The 16,654-nt window shown below is 60.6% G+C and carries 11 protein-coding genes; 6 read left to right on the top strand and 5 right to left on the bottom strand.

Features of this window, described 5'->3' with window-relative positions; all coding sequences use genetic code 11:
• Positions 1-54: 54 nt before the first annotated feature.
• From LPC04_RS16725 to trfA, 3 genes are all read right to left on the bottom strand, one after another.
• Positions 55-1,077 (bottom strand): tyrosine-type recombinase/integrase, encoded by a 1,023-nt coding sequence (locus tag LPC04_RS16725; RefSeq protein WP_275683397.1) that lies wholly within the window; start codon positions 1,075-1,077, stop codon positions 55-57.
• A gap of 128 nt (positions 1,078-1,205) precedes the next feature.
• Positions 1,206-1,514 (bottom strand): hypothetical protein, encoded by a 309-nt coding sequence (locus LPC04_RS16720; protein WP_275683396.1) that lies wholly within the window; start codon positions 1,512-1,514, stop codon positions 1,206-1,208.
• Positions 1,515-2,220: 706 nt separating this feature from the next.
• On the bottom strand, positions 2,221-3,054 hold the full coding sequence (gene trfA, locus LPC04_RS16715) for a plasmid replication initiator TrfA (RefSeq protein WP_275683395.1): 834 nt from the start codon (positions 3,052-3,054) through the stop codon (positions 2,221-2,223).
• 127 nt (positions 3,055-3,181) lie between these two features.
• On the opposite strand from trfA, the gene LPC04_RS16710 reads away from it, so the two are divergent.
• The 3 genes from LPC04_RS16710 to LPC04_RS16700 all read left to right on the top strand — a co-directional run bounded on the left by LPC04_RS16710 (position 3,182) and on the right by LPC04_RS16700 (position 6,079).
• On the top strand, positions 3,182-5,005 hold the full coding sequence (locus tag LPC04_RS16710; RefSeq protein WP_275683394.1) for a tyrosine-type recombinase/integrase: 1,824 nt from the start codon (positions 3,182-3,184) through the stop codon (positions 5,003-5,005).
• A 101-nt stretch (positions 5,006-5,106) separates the two neighbouring features.
• Entirely contained in the window at positions 5,107-5,790 is a 684-nt protein-coding gene (locus LPC04_RS16705) for a ParA family protein (protein WP_275683393.1), read from the top strand.
• Positions 5,783-6,079 carry a hypothetical protein gene (locus LPC04_RS16700; protein WP_275683392.1) on the top strand — a complete coding sequence of 99 codons (297 nt, stop codon included), beginning with the start codon at positions 5,783-5,785 and terminating at the stop codon, positions 6,077-6,079. The genes LPC04_RS16705 and LPC04_RS16700 overlap by 8 nt, the downstream gene beginning before the upstream one ends.
• Before the next feature lie 52 nt (positions 6,080-6,131).
• Here LPC04_RS16700 and LPC04_RS16695 read toward each other — a convergent pair whose 3' ends face one another.
• Both LPC04_RS16695 and LPC04_RS16690 read right to left on the bottom strand, forming a co-directional pair.
• The gene (locus LPC04_RS16695) at positions 6,132-6,791 is read right to left on the bottom strand and encodes an HlyD family secretion protein (RefSeq protein ID WP_275683391.1); all 660 of its coding nucleotides are present in this window, start codon (positions 6,789-6,791) and stop codon (positions 6,132-6,134) included.
• 211 nt (positions 6,792-7,002) lie between these two features.
• Positions 7,003-7,692 carry a hypothetical protein gene (locus LPC04_RS16690; RefSeq protein ID WP_275683390.1) on the bottom strand — a complete coding sequence of 230 codons (690 nt, stop codon included), beginning with the start codon at positions 7,690-7,692 and terminating at the stop codon, positions 7,003-7,005.
• Positions 7,693-7,752: 60 nt separating this feature from the next.
• Between LPC04_RS16690 and LPC04_RS16685 the strand changes: the two genes are divergently transcribed.
• The 3 genes from LPC04_RS16685 (at position 7,753) to LPC04_RS16675 (ending at position 16,650) form a co-directional block, all read left to right on the top strand.
• Entirely contained in the window at positions 7,753-8,301 is a 549-nt protein-coding gene (locus tag LPC04_RS16685; RefSeq protein WP_275683389.1) for a hypothetical protein, read from the top strand.
• Between the two features lie 156 nt (positions 8,302-8,457).
• Positions 8,458-13,791: a DEAD/DEAH box helicase gene (locus LPC04_RS16680; RefSeq protein ID WP_275683388.1), complete on the top strand. Its 5,334-nt coding sequence runs from the start codon at positions 8,458-8,460 to the stop codon at positions 13,789-13,791.
• 6 nt (positions 13,792-13,797) lie between these two features.
• Entirely contained in the window at positions 13,798-16,650 is a 2,853-nt protein-coding gene (locus LPC04_RS16675; protein ID WP_275683387.1) for a helicase-related protein, read from the top strand.
• The last annotated feature ends 4 nt before the right edge of the window (positions 16,651-16,654 follow it).

The following is a 16,654-nucleotide window of genomic DNA, read 5'->3' as shown; positions in this document are numbered from 1 at the left end:
CAATGAGAGGTGCTGGCGGGGTCAGCGCGCAGACGCGGTTGATTGGTGTGCCTCCTATGGCGACTTCTTTGTTGGCACCGACAAAGGCGAAACGACCGTGGGCGTCACCTTGTCTCGCATGTAGCCCTCGGTCGTCGTAATGCTCGCATGGGCTGCGAACTTCTGGACTTCCTTGAGGTCGTCGGTCGCTCGGTGGATGTCGGTAAGCGTCTTCGGACGAATGTCCTTCAACGTGTAGCCCGAGTCCTTGTATTTGGTGAGAGCGAGCGCACGCCGCCAGGCCGTTCGGACGCCGGTCTGCTGAAAGAGCTTGCCATCCAGGCGATGAATGACGTACTCGGATTCCACCGGCGCAGGCACTGCCTTGGAACGCTTTCCGAGTCGCCGCTTCTCTGCTTCTTCCGCTGCGCGCCGAATCAACGCGTCATTTCGGTCCTGCACAAATTCTAGAACGCTGTCTAGAACGCGCTGGATTTCTGGTGTGATGGTGAATGCGACGCGCTTGCCCGACGAGCCCTCGGTCTTCGTTGGTTGAAAGGGCATCCGCTCCTGTTCGAGGTCGGACCACTTGAGCTCGCGGATGTCCTTCCCGCGTTGCCCTGTCAGATACGAGAGCTCGACGAATGCACGATTCATTAAGCCGTTGTGAGTAGCCCTCTGGCCGCCCTCGCGCTCCATTGCGCCCAGCACCTCTGCGAGCGCGTCGTCCGGGATGTATACGCTGCGCCGTTGGAGCGAAGCCTTCTCTGCTTTGTCAGCTGGGTTTACTCGAAGCCGCCCGCGGCGAACGCCCCAGTCGAAGACTTGGCGGGCCACCTTGCGCACTTCGTTGCGCATCCTGGGCCGGTCATTCCAGAAATCCAAGAATTCTTCGATGGCAGGCGTGTCCACGGCGTCCGCCTTGAACTGTCCGAGGCTGTGGGCGACTTGGTCGGCGATGCCGCCATAGGTCTTTCGCGTGTCGTCGCTCAGCTTGGCGGTAGCCAGGTACTTCTGCTTCCAGTCCTTCACAAGCGCTGCGACGGAATCTTGCGTCGACTCCAGGCTGAGTAGCGCGGCTGCGAGAGCATTGAGCATGGCCGGTTCCCCGGCATCGACACGCGTCAGACGGACTGGCTTGCGGCCTTTCGGACGAAACCAGTAGGTTCCGTGCACGACGTACACGCGGCGGGGCAGATGCCCGTCCTTCAATCGAGGACGCATTCTCAGGCGGCCCGACGAAGGGGCGGCACTATGCGAGGACGTTCTGGAGCTGCTTGCGTCGCCACGGCGACACCTCTGCAAATGGCGTCGAAGTAGGCCCGCTCCAAGATGACTTCATTGCGCACGTTTACCCTGGCGCGAATGAAACCTTGCTTGTGCAGTTCTCGCACTTGCAGCGCCGGCTTGACATAGCCCGTGACGGCGCTGACTTCCTCTGCTGTGAGCAAGAGCCGGTCGGAATTCGATTGCGCAAGAGCCGCCTGGCCAGGTGCAGGAGAGGTGCCGATTTCGGTCTGGTCGTGGGGCTGCATTGAACCTGGCTTAGGGCGTTTTCTGTACGCGGCTAGTATACCATACACGCGTTCATGTGTCAATGTCACCTGTCCCGCGATGACCTTGATGTCAAGGTTGGGTGCTTGGCACCCCTGCGCGCAGACTTGTACACAGGGCTCGACGGGTTAGAAACCGGTTAAACATCGGTTAAGGATGAAAATTGGTCTAAAAACCCAATGGCGACAATGAGTTGCGAGAGGGGGGCGGAATCCGGAACCGACAAAGCGGAATCTCATACCGCCGTCGCGGAATGTGGTGCCGACAGCACCGGAATGTGGCACCGGAATGCAGTACCGACGCCGATTTCGCCTGCGACTAGACCCCCTCAGCGCCGAAAAATGAACCACCGGGCCGCCGCGGCCGCTACAACCGGAATGCTGTACCGACCGGGCGAGGCTCGGCGGGCGGAATCTGGAACCGACGGAACGTGCTTTGATGCGGGCCCGGAATGTCGTACCGACTTGGTCGAGAAGTGCGCGCGACTGGAAGAACGTTTTCGCGAGAGCTTGGCGCCATGGGCTTGGCCACAATGGCGCCTCTGGTCATTCCCGGCCATCACTTTGACCCCTATGGCACGCTGGAGGAGCCACGCCGGACGAGAGCGGTGCTAGGCAAGGAGCAGTACCTCGAGCGCCTTGGTGGGAGTCATTGGAAGGGGCAGGCACGTAAAGGCCGTGTCTGCCTCTAGATTCGTTGCCACTTCACTTTGGATGCACTCTCGTACAGCGTCGGGCCAGTGATGATGCCGATGCGTTCCAGCTCCTCGAGGGCCTCCAGCAGCGCTTCGCGGAACTTCCTGACGGGCGACGCGTACCCCGACCAGTCTTTGAGGCTGGTGACAAACCATCGCTGCAGGCCGCGCTCGTGGCTGCACGTGAAGCTCTGCAGCCACTTGGCCAGGTCAACACGCTTCGCGATTTGAAGGCGCTTGGACCAGTCAACCATCGTGTAGTCCGTGCCGCTGAACATCACCAAGATGTCAGAGTCAAGAACGACGTCGAACGTGCCCACCTCCTTGTCTGTGATGATTTTGCTGATGAGGGTTGTCTCCAGCCTGTACCGCCGGTTCTCAACCTTCAGGTGTGCGTGCTGGAGGCGGGTTAGAACGCTACCGAGCCATTCGTAATTCTTGCCGCCGTCCGCTCGGCCTGTCTGCGCTAGCAGGTCTGCCCTATTCACGCGAATGGGGTTCTCCGCTCCGATGCACTTCCCACGCGCCAGGTGGACGAGCTGCATGAAAACGTCAGCGTCCGATTGGTCTAACTGCTCGCCCCTGTAGTGGATTTCGACACCAGCAGGCGATGCAAGGGTTTCGTTTCGCTGCTTGCGCCTGCCCGGCCGGATGGGTGAAAACAGGGGCGAGCGTGCCAAGTCATTGCTCAGGGCACGCAGCTCGTCATGAAAGAGAGGCAGCTGACGAGGAGAGCTCGCTGCTGATACGCCTTGCGAAGAGTGCGCGGCCGTCCGTGCCCGCTGCGCTTCGCGGACCACAGATGCGCGCGCGAGCGCGTCTTCCAAGGACGGCAGAGAGCGTGACTTCATGATGCGTGCACTATACACTACACGCATCACTTTGTTTTTGGCCTACAGATAACTTGGGGTATCGATAGGCCAAAAATCCACGTCAAAACGGGAGGCCTGCTGCATGTCGTCCAAGACTTCTTTGAAATCAAGCACTTACAGGGCGCGGCTCGGCCCGCATCATTTCGCTTACCTTCGCGCGTGGACGGAAGGCCTGCCTCGGGATGATGCGGCCAGACGCTACCTCGGCCTTGAGCATGGCCACCAGCTGGTCACCCTTCATCGCCAGGTCGTCGACGAGCTGCGCGCTCTGGCCAGGCGACGCCACGACTCGCGATGGCGCCTCATCGGCATTGACGTCGGTGTGAAATCGGGAATTCAGGAAAGCAAGAATTCCGTCGTTCCGCCCATGGAGGAGTGGGCGGAGGAGCATGGGCTCGGCGACTTCGCCTATGCCGAGCAGTTGGAGGCATGGCAGGAGGCATTTCCGCCGGACGTCGCGGGCGACCGCGTGCGCAGGCGAAGCGCCAGGTTGCGCCAGCGGCAGCTCGAAGTGCTCGCCGTCCTGGCCAACGCGGCTGCGACTCCGGTATCCGTAGCTGACCCTCTCGATGCCTGGGTAGACCCCGCCATGGCAGAGAAGCTGCAGCGGGCTGGCTACCTCACGCTCGGCGACCTGGCCAAGGCAGTGCGCCGTGGCGACCGCTGGTATACGCCCTTGAAGGGCGTAGGCGTTGGCAAGGCCAAGCGTATCGAGCAGCACCTGATAGCGCTGCTCGGCGGTCATGAATTCGAGAAATCCGGAAAGCTGGAAAGCATGAATTCATGGTCATTGGCCATGACTTCTTCGACTTCTGCCTTGAGTTCATTGCAGCGAGCTGAACTGGATGGCTCCAACGGGTCGAACCGAGCTCAAAGAGCACCGACCATCGATGCCGCCGATGACAGCCAGGCCGTCAATGTCTGGCTTGCGGCTACGGCCCGGTCGCCGGCGACCAAGGCAGCCTATGCCAAGGAGGCGGAGCGGTTCATTCTGTGGGCGGTCATGGAGCGCAAGAAGCCGCTCTCCAGCTGCAACACCTCGGACTGCCTCGCGTACATGTCATTCCTTAATCGCGTTCCCGACGAATGGCAGAGTCGCAGGAAGGCGACCCGGCATGGAGCCGGGTGGGCGCCGTTCCGCGGCCAGCTCGGCCTCGAGTCTCGCCGGTCTGCGGTCAAGGTGCTGCATCGACTATGCGAGTGGCTGACGGAGAGGCGCTACCTCGACGACAACCCTTGGGCCGGCGTTGACCGCTCGCTCGTCGACGGCGAGGAAATGCCGGCCGCGCCTGAGTCACGGGCCTTCAGCCGCGAGGTCTTCGCTCACCTCTGCTCCAGCCTGCCCAACCCGGCGAAGCCGGGTGAAAGCCGGAACGGCTTTCTCCTGCACTTCGGCAGGTACACCGGGCTGAGGGCAGCCGAGATGGTATCGGCGACGCTCGGTGCGATGAAGCGAAATGAGCATGGCTGGCGAATCCGTGTCGTAGGAAAGGGGCGGAAGCCGCGGCTGGTCACCGTGCCGTCGCCGGCGGTTGTGGTGCTGAACCAATATCTCGAGACCCGTGGTCTTCGTCCACTCGGCGAAACCGCTGCGAACACGCCGCTCCTTGCCTCGCGTGACAATCCTGTTGACTGCCCGACCTACAGCGCACTCCACCAGAGCTTCAGCGCCTTCGTTCGCCGCGCAATGCGCAGCTCCAACCTGCCTCTCGAAGAGCGGGAGCGGGCTATGGAGGCCACTCAGCACTGGCTGCGGCATACGTACGCGACCCGTGCGGCTGAAGCCGATACGCCACTGGATGTACTGCAGGCTGAGCTCGGGCACTGCGACCCGGCCACCACGGCACGCTACTACGCTGCTCAGGAGCGGCGCAGGCAGGAGGCAATGGAGAGGGCTTCACGCTGAAGGGCAATCAAGCCTGGTTCGCCTTCGTTTATGACGCGTACAAAATACAGTAAACGCGCTGATAGAATGATGAATTCCTGAAACAGCGAAAGCAGGAATTCATGAATTCAACAATTCGAGTCATTACCGTTGCCAGCATGAAGGGCGGGTCCGGAAAATCCACGGTTGCCCAGAACCTCGCGGTCAGTCTTGAGCTCGCGGGCCATGGCCCCGTCGTGATGGCGGACACGGACGCGCCGCAAGGAAGTCTCAGCGCCTGGTGGAATCGACGAGAGGCGGAGACGCCGGCCATGGCTGAGCTCGCGGGCGGACTGGCTGAACTCCCAACCAAGCTGCAGGCCTTGGCGGCGGCGGGATATCGTTGGTGCATCATCGATACGGGCCCGCGAGACCCGTTCGAGGACGAGCGACCGGCTATCGCTATCCGGGTCGCCGACCTGGTCGTCATTCCTGCCAAGACGTCCATCAAAGACCTTGAGGCAGCGGCACCGACGATTCGCTATGCGACCGAACAGGGCAAGCGCTTCCTGTTCGTTTTGAACGAGGTCAAGGCGAACACGCTCATGACGCCGCAAGCCGTCGCAGTGTTGTCGGAGTACGGCCCCGTCGTTCCGAAATTTCTAGGCGATAGGACGCTCTTCCAGTCTGCTGACAACGACGGACGAACTGCAATCGAATTGCAGCCCAAGGGAAAGGCGGCCGAGGAGGTGAGGGGGCTGATGGAATTCGTGCTTTCTCGATTTCCAGAATTCGCGAAACCCATGAAGGAGAAAGTCCGTGCCTAAGCCCGCTCCATTGGTCATGAAGAAGGGGCTTGCGTTGCCCGCTTCGCTAACCGAAGGTGTGTCAATGCAGGCGTCGCCGCGCGAACTTCCGCCTGCGGCGGCTGCGAGCGAGGTGGCACTTTCGAGTGTTGTAAGGACTGCAACCGATGAACTTGTACCGTTGTCATTCAAGGTTTCGAAGCATTTCAACCGCGCGTTCCGCCAGGTGGCGCTCGACGATGAGTTGAAGCTCAATGAACTACTGTTCGCTGCTTTCGAAGCCTACCGACGCCAAAGGAAGAATTCATGAATTCATGAATTCATGTACTCATCCTTTCACAACTCGGCACCAAGCGCTGGTGTCAGCCGAGTCCCTCATTTTTTTGCAAGCCGTCGAGGGCCTTGGCAAGGGCGCCACGCAACGAAATCTGCCTACTCTGAGCAGCGCGCAGGCCAACCGAGTCCTGGTTTAGCTTCACCGACGTGATACTGTCGATTTCGACTCGCACTTCGGCGAGCGCCGACGTGAGCGTTGCGATTCGAGCAGTCGCCGCGAGTTGAACAGCTTGCTCGCGCATGGTCGTCACCATTTCGGCCTGAATCTGAGCGTAGCGCTCTGATTCGGCCTTTGACTGCTGCAGGTGTTCCTCCGTGAAGCGCGCCTGCTTCGCCATATGCTCGACTTGAGCTTGCATCGCCTCAAGCGTCTCGCGCTGAGTCTTGGCTAGTCGTTCGGATTCCACACGGTCGCTCATCGATTTCTCTGTGGCATCTTCGATTTGCTTGACTTGAGCGATGACGGTCAAAGCAACTGCGACAGAGCCGACGAAGGCGGCGATTGGTCCCACCGTCCCTCCGATGTAGGTTCCAAACTCTGCCCACCGTGTGTGTTCGTTGCTGAATCCAAGCTTTCCGAATTCCGCAAGGTAGGCGTAAAAGGCGACCCCAGTGACGGCGGTACCAAAACCCGCAAGCCACGCAAGCCAAGTTCGCAACTTCGCGGGGGTCGCTTTGTAGAACATGACGGCCAGGGGAGGTTCAGACGAGGTAGCGGTCGCTGAGTGGGTAGGGCCGGTCATATCTTTCGGACTTCGTCGATGGATTTGTGAAGGAGCATAGGGTCGCGCGCAGCGACGCATGAATCTCTCAAGCATTCAGTAGTTCATGAATTCATGCCACTGCGCGATGAACTCATCTGCTCACTCTATGACTTCCCGCGTTGAGACGGTGACTTCAACCCGGCCCGTACGGCCAAACGAACGTGACACGGTCGCTGCCCTGAGCGATAAACGTGACCTTCGCTGTAGGGCGTACGTATGCCAAATAACGAACCGTCCCCGGTGACGCAGGGTCATCTGCAAGCGGAATGGCAATGACGTCGACGTGTTGGAAGTCCGCGTCTTTGGCGAAGACGTTGTCCCAGAGGTCAGGACGCGAACCCACTTGCGCATCGCGCTTAAGGTCAGCGTTGAGCGGTGCGCCTGCCTCGGCCGCAAGCTGCGAAAACGTGGCCAACAGCTCCGCTTGCAATGCGGAGTGCATGCGTCTCCAGTTCACGAAACGCAATTTCGGCCCTTCGTGCCGAAGCGCCGCTCGGTCAACGGTGAGCGCTCGAAGGTCGCCCACGTCGACATCGAGGTCCGCCCATACGAACTCTGCATGAACACGCCGAGCCTCGCGACGCATGACCTGCAATTCCGTCAACGCGTCTTGTCGGCCATACAGCATCAACAGTGCGTTCTTGGGAAGTCGCGTCGCCAGTTGCTCGGCATGGACCGGAACTGACGCCATCGGCAGTTCAATCCTTCCCTCAGACGAGACTCTTGCCGCACCAGCTCCTGTCAACACTTGAACTCCTTCCAAGGGGGAAGGGCTGGCTGGAGGAGTGAAGAGGGCGAAGCTGGTAACGCGAATGGTCGACATGTCTAGTGTGGTGCGCCAGTATTTAGTGTATCTTATACGCTTTCATTCTCGCGACCTCCCATGATTCCGACCGACCGACCAGTGCTTGGCAGAGACCTCGAGGCCATCGCTCAGGCGCATGGGCTTCAAGCGTCCGATGCCATCTGGATGTTAGGACTTACCCCTAACAAATGGTCCGATTTCGTGCGTGCGGCGCCCGAACAGCCAGTCGGGGACCCGACCCTTGCGCTGCTGGTACGAATTCTTGACCAGAACCCGGAACTTCGACTGATTCCGGAGTTTCCGACTCCGGCGGAGATGCGTGAACTCTTCGTCGACCAGCTCGGCGTCTCCCCGCGCGAATTTTCTGTGCTCATGGGATTTCAGGCTACCGCCGGCGACCGGTGGATTCGGATGCGTAGTCGAATCTCGGCGACCACCTACCATCTTTTTTGGGCGCTCCAGCGGACGTTGCAGCAGCTGCCGAAGTCCGAGCGCGAAAAGTTCATCGCCGGGTGGCGGGATACCGTTGCCCAGGAGGCATCAACGCGTGGAGTTGAGGACGTGTTCCGTGCCGGCAGCTGGAGTGTCAACGCAGCGAACGACGAGGCGGTCGGTGAAGCGGAGTAGAAAGTCATGTTCGCAGCCATAGCCTACCCGCTGACTCATCGCCCATCTGGGATACATTGAACTTTGCACGTAGCCGGAAGGCCACTATGCCGGTTCCAACGTCCGACCAGCAGACTAGAAGAATGAGTCGGACTAGAGCGGCCGAAAGGGGAGGACATGGACGTTTTCAAGTTTCGCGAGCATCTGATTGGCGAGTACGCCCAATTCAGCCGCAGTTTCACCCGGCTTCGCTCGGATGACATCCGAGCGTTCGTCGACCGTGAGTATGCGAGCCAGCGCTATTGGCCCGAACCGCTCATCCAAATCAACCCGACCTACCGCTTAGGCGGAACCGTCGACGAACTGGTGGCCACCGGTCAGCTCAGTGCGGAGTGTTCGGAGATTTTTCGCCTCGGGAAGTCGGCGAGTTCTGCGGGAACAACACTACCTCTGCATCTGCACCAGGCGGAGGCTATTGGTCTGGCGCTGGCCGGCGAGAGCTACGTTCTGACGACGGGCACTGGCTCCGGCAAGTCGCTGAGCTACTTCATCCCTGTGGTCGACGCCTGCCTCAAGGCAAAAGTGGAGGACGCCACGCCACGCACGCGCGCCATCGTCATTTATCCGATGAACGCCCTGGCGAACTCACAGCTCGAGGAGCTCAAGAAGTTCTTAGGGTCGGAAACGTCCAAGCGGGCCGTGAGCTTTGGCCGGTACACGGGCCAAGAGAGCGACGAAGAGCGGCAAGCGATGGCGGCCAATCCGCCAGACATTCTCCTGACCAACTTCATGATGCTCGAACTGCTGATGACACGGCAGAATGACATCGACAAAGCGGTGATGCGCAATGCCAAGGGCCTGCGCTTTCTCGTTCTGGACGAGCTACACACCTACCGCGGCAGGCAAGGTGCTGACGTAGCACTGCTGGTTCGCCGAGTGCGTGAGGCGCTTTCCGACAATCTCATCTGCATCGGCACATCGGCAACGATGGCGTCGGAGGGCACGCAGATGGCCCGCAACGCGGTAGTCGCGAAAGTTGCCCGGCGTCTCTTCGGCACATCGATTCCCGACCGCAATGTCATCACTGAGACATTGCGCCGGACGACTCCTGAGAATCAGACACTCGAAACGGTAAGAAGTAGCCTCGGCGTCGCCATTCGCGCGGGGGTTCCTACAGACATCGACTACGCCGCGCTCGCAGCGCACCCGATGTCCGTTTGGGTTGAGCTGACCCTCGGCTTGACTTATGAGGACGACAAGCCTCGCCGTGCGCGTCCTCGGACCTTGGCTGATGCGTCGCAGTTGCTTCACGAGGCGTCTGGTGAGCCAGTTGAGGACTGCCTCGACTACTTGCAGCAGTTCATGCTGCGCGCGTACGCCGTCACCGATGGTGCCGGCAAAAGCCTTTTCGCCTTCAAGCTGCATCAGTTCATCGCAGGCGGCGGGAAGGTCTACACGACGCTCGAGGCCCCCGGTACCAGAGCCATTACCCTCGACGGGCAGCAGTTCGTTTCAGGTGACGACCAGCGGCACCGCCGCTACTACCACGTCCATTTCTGCCGGGACTGCGGGCAGGAATATATCCCCGTTTGGGACATCGACGGTCCTGAAGGCCGGGCCTTTGAGGTTCGCAGTATCGACGAGCGGCAGCACGACGACGAGGAAGTGAAGTTCGGATTCCTCATGCCCGACGGACAGGGATTGTGGGCGCCGGAAGTCTTGGAACGGTTTCCGGAGACGTGGCTCGAGGAGCGCGCCAATGGCGAATGGCGCATCAAATCTGCTCAGCGCAAATTCATACCTCAGGCAGTGAAGGTGCGACCGGACGGCGTCACGACGGACGATAGCGGTCTTGAGGCCTGGTTCATCCCAGGGGGGTTCCGGTTCTGCCTATCGTGCGGTGTGTCGCACACGTCCTCTGGCAAGGATGCCCTGCGTCTGACGTCCTTGTCCGGCGAGGGCCGCAGCTCGGCTACGACGATGCTGACTCTGTCGGCGCTGCGCTACTTGTACGAGCAGGACCGGCAGTTGTCTCCAGACGCCAAGAAGGTACTTGGATTTTCAGACAACCGGCAGGACGCTGCTCTTCAAGCGGGCCACTTCAACGATTTCTTGCAGGTGCTGCTGACTCGCGGTGCACTTCTATCCGCCGTACGCAAGGGCGACGGGAGGCCGCTTTCTGAGCGCGAGGTGGCCAACGCAGTTTTCGAAGCCCTCGGTTTCCATCGCGACGACCTCGCAGTGCGTGCCGAGTACATGCAGCAGCCTGAGGTGAAAGGCAACACACGTCGACAGGTACAGGAGGCCATGCGAGGCATCCTGGGCTATCGCACTTACTTTGACCTGCGGCGGGGCTGGCGGTTTAACAACCCCAATCTCGAACAACTCGGACTTGTAAAAATCGGGTATCAGGACATTGATGACGTCGCGGCCGACGCTACCGCGTGGGCCGAGGCCCCTCAAGTGTTGCAGGCGGCGACGCCAGGCGCACGGGCGACGGTTCTCCGTGCCCTGTTCGACTTCATGCGTCAGGGCTTGTGCATCGCCACGCGCTATCTCGACCGCACCGAACTCGAGCAACTCCGTACCCAGAGCTACGCGAACCTGCGTGAGCCCTGGGGATTCACTGAAGACGAACGACCCATTCCTGCTCGCTGGTTCGTAACCTCGCGTCCTCGCGAGGAAGCTGACCGTCGCGGCAGACGCGTTGTAGTTGATGACTTCCTAGCCATTGGTTCGGCCCGTTCGCGCTTAGGCAGACAACTGCGGCAGGGCAGTACCTGGGGCGGCGGCAACCCTTACTATAGGGACATCGACGACCAGACTTACCCCGCTGTCATCGACGCTCTTCTGACGGCTGCGGCGTCGTACGGGCTCGTCAGACGTGAGGAAACCGACTTTGGTCTGACGGGCTGGCAGCTCAATGGCACGTCGCTGCTGTGGGAAGTCGGCACCGGCGCGACCAAGCGCCAGGCGGACGACAACACGTTCTTTCGTACTCTGTACAGCAACATTGCCAGCCTGCTCAACAGCCCGGTTCATCAGCTCTTTGAGTTCGAGGCGCGTGAGCACACCGCACAGGTCGAGCAGGACGACCGGATGGAGCGTGAGGCTCGCTTCCGCTTCACCGACAAGGACCGCGACGAGTGGCGGACGAAGAATGGCACCGAACTCGAATGGTTGCCGGTTCTATTCTGCTCGCCGACCATGGAGCTCGGCGTTGACATCTCGTCGCTGAATACGGTTTACATGCGTAACGTTCCGCCGACGCCGGCCAACTACGCCCAGCGCAGCGGTCGAGCGGGACGTGCAGGTCAGCCAGCCCTGGTCATCACCTACTGCGCAAGCCAGTCTCCGCACGACCAGTATTACTTCCGTAATCCTGTGCGCATGGTGCATGGCCAAGTCAACGCGCCAACACTTGACCTTGCCAACCTCGAACTCGTCAAGAGCCACATGCACGCCATTTGGCTCGCCGAGACCGGAAAGCGTCTGGGAAACAGCGTTCGTGATTTGCTTGATATGAATGCGCCGGAGCTTCTTCCCATCACCGAAGACATGTCCAGCGACCTGGATAAGGCCGAAGCCAAGCGTCGCGCCCATGCGCGTGGACTTCGTGTGCTCGCAATGCTGAAGGACGAACTCACGCCCCGCAATGCACCTTGGTACACGGATAACTGGGCTGAGGCGGTGTTTCAACGGGCCTACATTGAATTCGACGGTGCCCTGCAGCGCTGGCGCGACCTCTACCGCGCCACCGCGCATGCCATCGAACTCAACTTCAAGATTGAAAACAACCCCGCTGCCAGCGAGCGCGAGCGGCGCGAGGCTCAGCAGCGACACAACGAGGCCCGTAAGCAACGAGACCTTCTGCTAGCCGGCGACAGTGCCTTCAACAGCGACTTCTATACCTATCGCTACTTGGCCAGCCAGGGATTTCTTCCTGGCTACAACTTCCCCCGCTTGCCCTTGCTTGCCTACCTGCCTGCACGCCGCGGCAGCATTGGACGCGAGAGCTTCCTTTCCCGACCGCGCTTCCTTGCGCTGGGAGAGTTCGGTCCCTACAGCCTCATCTATCACGAGGGCAGTCAGTACCGCGTTATCAAGGCTTTGTTGACTATTTCGGGTCAAGACCAGGTCAGCGACGGCTCTAGGCTGCCCACCGAAATTGCCCGTCTTTGCGGCGCTTGCGGCTACGGACATTTCCGGTCGCAGCGCGACGCGGATCGTTGTGTCTCATGTGGTGCTTCTCTTTCGGAGGCGCCTGAAGTAAAGAATCTCTACCGCATCGAGAACGTCTCAACCAAGCGCGCCGACCGCATCACCGCCAATGAGGAGGAGCGGGTACGGCAGGGCTATGAAATGCAGACGACGCTTCAATTCGCAGAGGTCGAAGGAAAGCGCCAGATGGTGACCACAGTCGTCGAAGACGACGAAGGCCCGATTCTGGAATTGCAGTATGGCCAGTCGGCGACAGTTTGGCGCATGAATTTCGGGTGGCGCCGGCGAAAGGAAAAGTCCATCCAGGGTTTCATGATGAATCCGGTCACCGGACACTGGGTCGGGGGAGTGGACGACGGCAGCGGTCAGAATGAGGCTGAAAGTGAGGCCCCTCCGGATAAGACGCCTCCGCAGCGGATAGTGCCGTACGTCGAAGACCGCCGGAACATCCTGATTGTGCGGCCGCACTTTCGACTAGGTGTGCTGGAGCCCGAGACGCTGACGACTTTGCAGTACGCACTCAAGCGTGGAATAGAGGCTGTCTTCCAACTCGAAGAGAGCGAGCTGATGGCCGAGCCCCTGCCCACGCGCGACAACCGTCAGTCCATTCTGTTGTTTGAAGCAGCTGAAGGAGGCGCTGGGGTGCTGACGCGATTGGCGACTGAGCCCGATTCATTGGCGGCGGTCGCTAGGAAGGCGCTCGAGGTCATGCACTACGTCGCGCCGCCGCAAGGCCAGCCTTGGATTCGCAAGTCGCTTGTTGAAGAATACGACCACGCGGGCAATCCGTTGTGCGAAGCTGGCTGCTATCGCTGTTTGCTGTCGTATTACAACCAGCCTGACCACGCACTCATTGACCGCAAGGACAAGAGTGCAGGCGGCCTGTTGCTCAATGTGCTTTGTAGGTTGACCGCGGCCCGCACTCGACAAGGCACACAGGGCCGCGACCCGCAGGAGCACGATGCCCAACTCGCACGCACCGCCGGCAGCACGCTGGAGCAGGCATGGTTAGACCATGTGAACGCGAATGGCTACCGGAAGCCCGACCGTGGTCAGCACGTTATCGCCGGTGCCCGCGCGTGCGCAGACTTTTTCTACGATGACTTGAACCTCGCCGTCTTCATTGACGGGCCGCACCACGAAGCGGAAGCGCAGCAAGCCACAGATTCCGCCATTGACCGAGCTCTCGACGAGTTGGGTTACCTGGTGGTTCGCTTCCCCAAGGAGCAGGCGAGCTGGCCTGAACTCTTCAAGAACAACGCCGACCTCTTCGGTCCCGGCAAGGCCTGATTCGACATGAATGCTCCTACGCCGGAATTCCTTCCGGGCAGCTTGGTCGCGGCCCGCGGCCGTGAATGGATTGTCCTTCCGGGCTCCGACCAGCAGACGCTTCGCCTGAGGCCATTGGGTGGCGGTGAGAGGGATGAGTCGCTCATCTATCTGCCGCTCGAGCGGCAAACGGTGCAGCCGGCTACGTTTCCGTGGCCCACTGTCGCCCAAGCGCGGAATCACTCGGCAAGCCAGCTTCTACTGGACGCGCTGCAATTGAAGCTTCGCAGTGGCGCCGGCCCTTTTCGAAGCTTTGGCAACATCGCAGTCGAGCCGCGTGCCTATCAGCTCGTGCCGCTGTTGATGGCGCTGAAGCTTCCTACCGTGCGTCTCCTCGTTGCCGATGACGTTGGTATTGGCAAGACCATCGAAGGCGCACTCATCGCCCGAGAACTGCTCGACCGAGGAGAGATTCAGCGCATTTCCGTGCTATGTCCGCCACATCTGTGCGAGCAGTGGCAGCGCGAGCTCGCCGAGCGCTTCCACATTCAAGCCGTTGTAGTTCGCTCCAATACAGCGGACCGACTGGAGCGCGACCTGCCGCCCGGCACTTCGTTGTTCCATGCTTATCCTTTCACGGTGGTGAGTCTCGACTACATCAAGTCGGAGCGCCGGCGAGAAGCCTTTCAGCGCTTCTGCCCGGAGTTCGTCATCGTTGACGAGGCCCATACCTGCACCCAGGCTGGCCACGGCCGCCAACAGCGCCATCAACTACTCAAAGGTCTGGCAGCCGACAACGCGCGTCACCTCGTACTGCTTACTGCCACCCCGCACAGCGGCGACGACGAAGCCTTCTTTAACTTGCTTGGCCTGCTTCGGACTGACTTCACTCAACTTCGAGACCTTCCGGTCGGTCAACGCAGCGACCTGCGCGAAGACCTGTCTCGGCACTTCGTACAGCGTCGTCGTCCAGACATTGCCGAGTGGCAGGACACGTCGATGTTCCCCGACCGACGCTCGGCCGAAATTACGTACAAACTCACTGGCGCCTGGGGTCAGCTTTTCGACGACGTGCTGGCCTACGCGCGCGAGTTGGTCGAGCGCTCTGAGGGGCAAGCGCTGCGCGAGCAACGGATGAATTGGTGGGCGGCACTGGCGTTGCTGCGTTGCATCTCGTCGTCACCCGCCGCTGCTGTTAACGCACTGCGCACTCGTTTGCAAGGTGCACTTGGCAACGCGGAATCGGCCGAAGCCACTTCCCTTGAGGAGTTTGAAGCGCAAGCCACCGACCGCGTGCTCGACGGCACGGATGATGATTTGTCTTCCGACGACCTCGAGCCTGGCGCCAGGACTGAAGACAGCCAGCGCCTGGAAACCCTGATGGCAAGTGCTGCGGCGCTTGCTGGGCAGCAGAACGACCCCAAGCTTGCCAAGGTGCAGGAGCATGTCGCCTTGCTGCTTAAAGAGGGTTTCCAGCCGGTCGTCTTCTGCCGGTACATCGCTACCGCGCACTACCTAGCTGCGGCGTTGCAGGAGAAGTTCAAGAGTGCCACCGTCAGGGCTGTAACGGGTGAATTGACGCCCGATGAGCGGGAGGCGGCGGTAGACCAGTTGGGCGACAGCGAATCCCGCGTACTTGTTGCGACGGACTGCCTGTCCGAGGGTATCAACCTTCAAGGACTGTTCACCGCCGTCGTGCATTACGACCTCAGCTGGAACCCGACTCGTCACGAACAGCGCGAAGGACGCGTAGACCGATTTGGACAGAAGGCACGCGAGGTGCGCAGTACCATTCTCTACGGGGAAGACAACCCAGTGGACGGTGCCGTGCTGCAGGTCATCCTCCGCAAGGCGGAAAGCATTCGCAAGGAGCTGGGTGTCCTGGTGCCTATGCCAGACAACGAAGGCAAACTCACCCAGGCCCTCATGAATGCCGTGCTCCTGCGAAAGGGTACGCTCAACGCGCAATCGCAGCTCGACATGTTCGGCGAGCCGGCTAAGGAGATTGACCTCGCATGGCAGAGTGCAAAGGAAAAGGCCAAACAAAACCGAAGCATCTTTGCCCAGCGTCGCCTGAAACCCGAAGACGTGCTGCCGGAGTGGCGCAAGTCCGCGACTGTGTTGGGTGGCGATGCGGAGGTCGAGCGCTTCGTGAGCCGTGCAGCCGCTCAGCTCGGCGCACCGCTGCAGCCCATCAAGCGGCACTTCAAGCTGATGACCGAGCACATGCCGTCTTCTGTGCGCGAGCGGCTGGCGGCCGAGGGCCTATCGAACACCTTGCGCATCGACTTCCATCAGCCGGCGGCACAAGGCGCAACCTTCATTCATCGAACCCATCCACTGGTTTCGGTGTTGGCTGACACGCTACTGGAGCAGGCGCTGGACGATGGAGTGGCTACAGCTGATGATGCAGCAGTTGCCCGCGCTGGTGTGGCATTCGTTCAAGGCGTGGCACTTAAAACGACCGTGCTCCTGCTGCGAATTCGCCACCAGCTCACCTTTACGCATGGCAGCCAGACTCGTTTGCTGATGTGCGAAGAAGCGGTGGCTGTTGCGGCGGCTGGGGCCGAGCCATTCACCGAGCTTTCCCCTGACATGACACGGCAGCTCCTGGGTTCGGAGGCCACACGCAATATGCCAGCTCCGCTGCGCGACCGGCAGCTTCAAACCGCACTCGACGCTTTGCCTGAGTGTCAGCCCCAACTAGAGGCCATCGCAAATGCCCGTGCCCAGGCACTGCTTGCTGACCATCGCCGTGTGCGTGAGGCGGCCGAGGGCCGCGGCAGTTACCAAGTCACCGCGAGCTTGCCCGTGGACGTGATGGGCCTGTACGTGCTGCTGCCAGATTCAACAGCATCAACCTCTGCCGTGGGAGCCTGACACC

This window comes from Scleromatobacter humisilvae, from assembly GCF_023231945.1.
Lineage (GTDB): Bacteria > Pseudomonadota > Gammaproteobacteria > Burkholderiales > Burkholderiaceae_C > Scleromatobacter > Scleromatobacter humisilvae.
The sequence above is the reverse complement of the archived record's forward strand: the minus strand, read 5'-3'. Positions and strand labels throughout refer to the sequence as shown.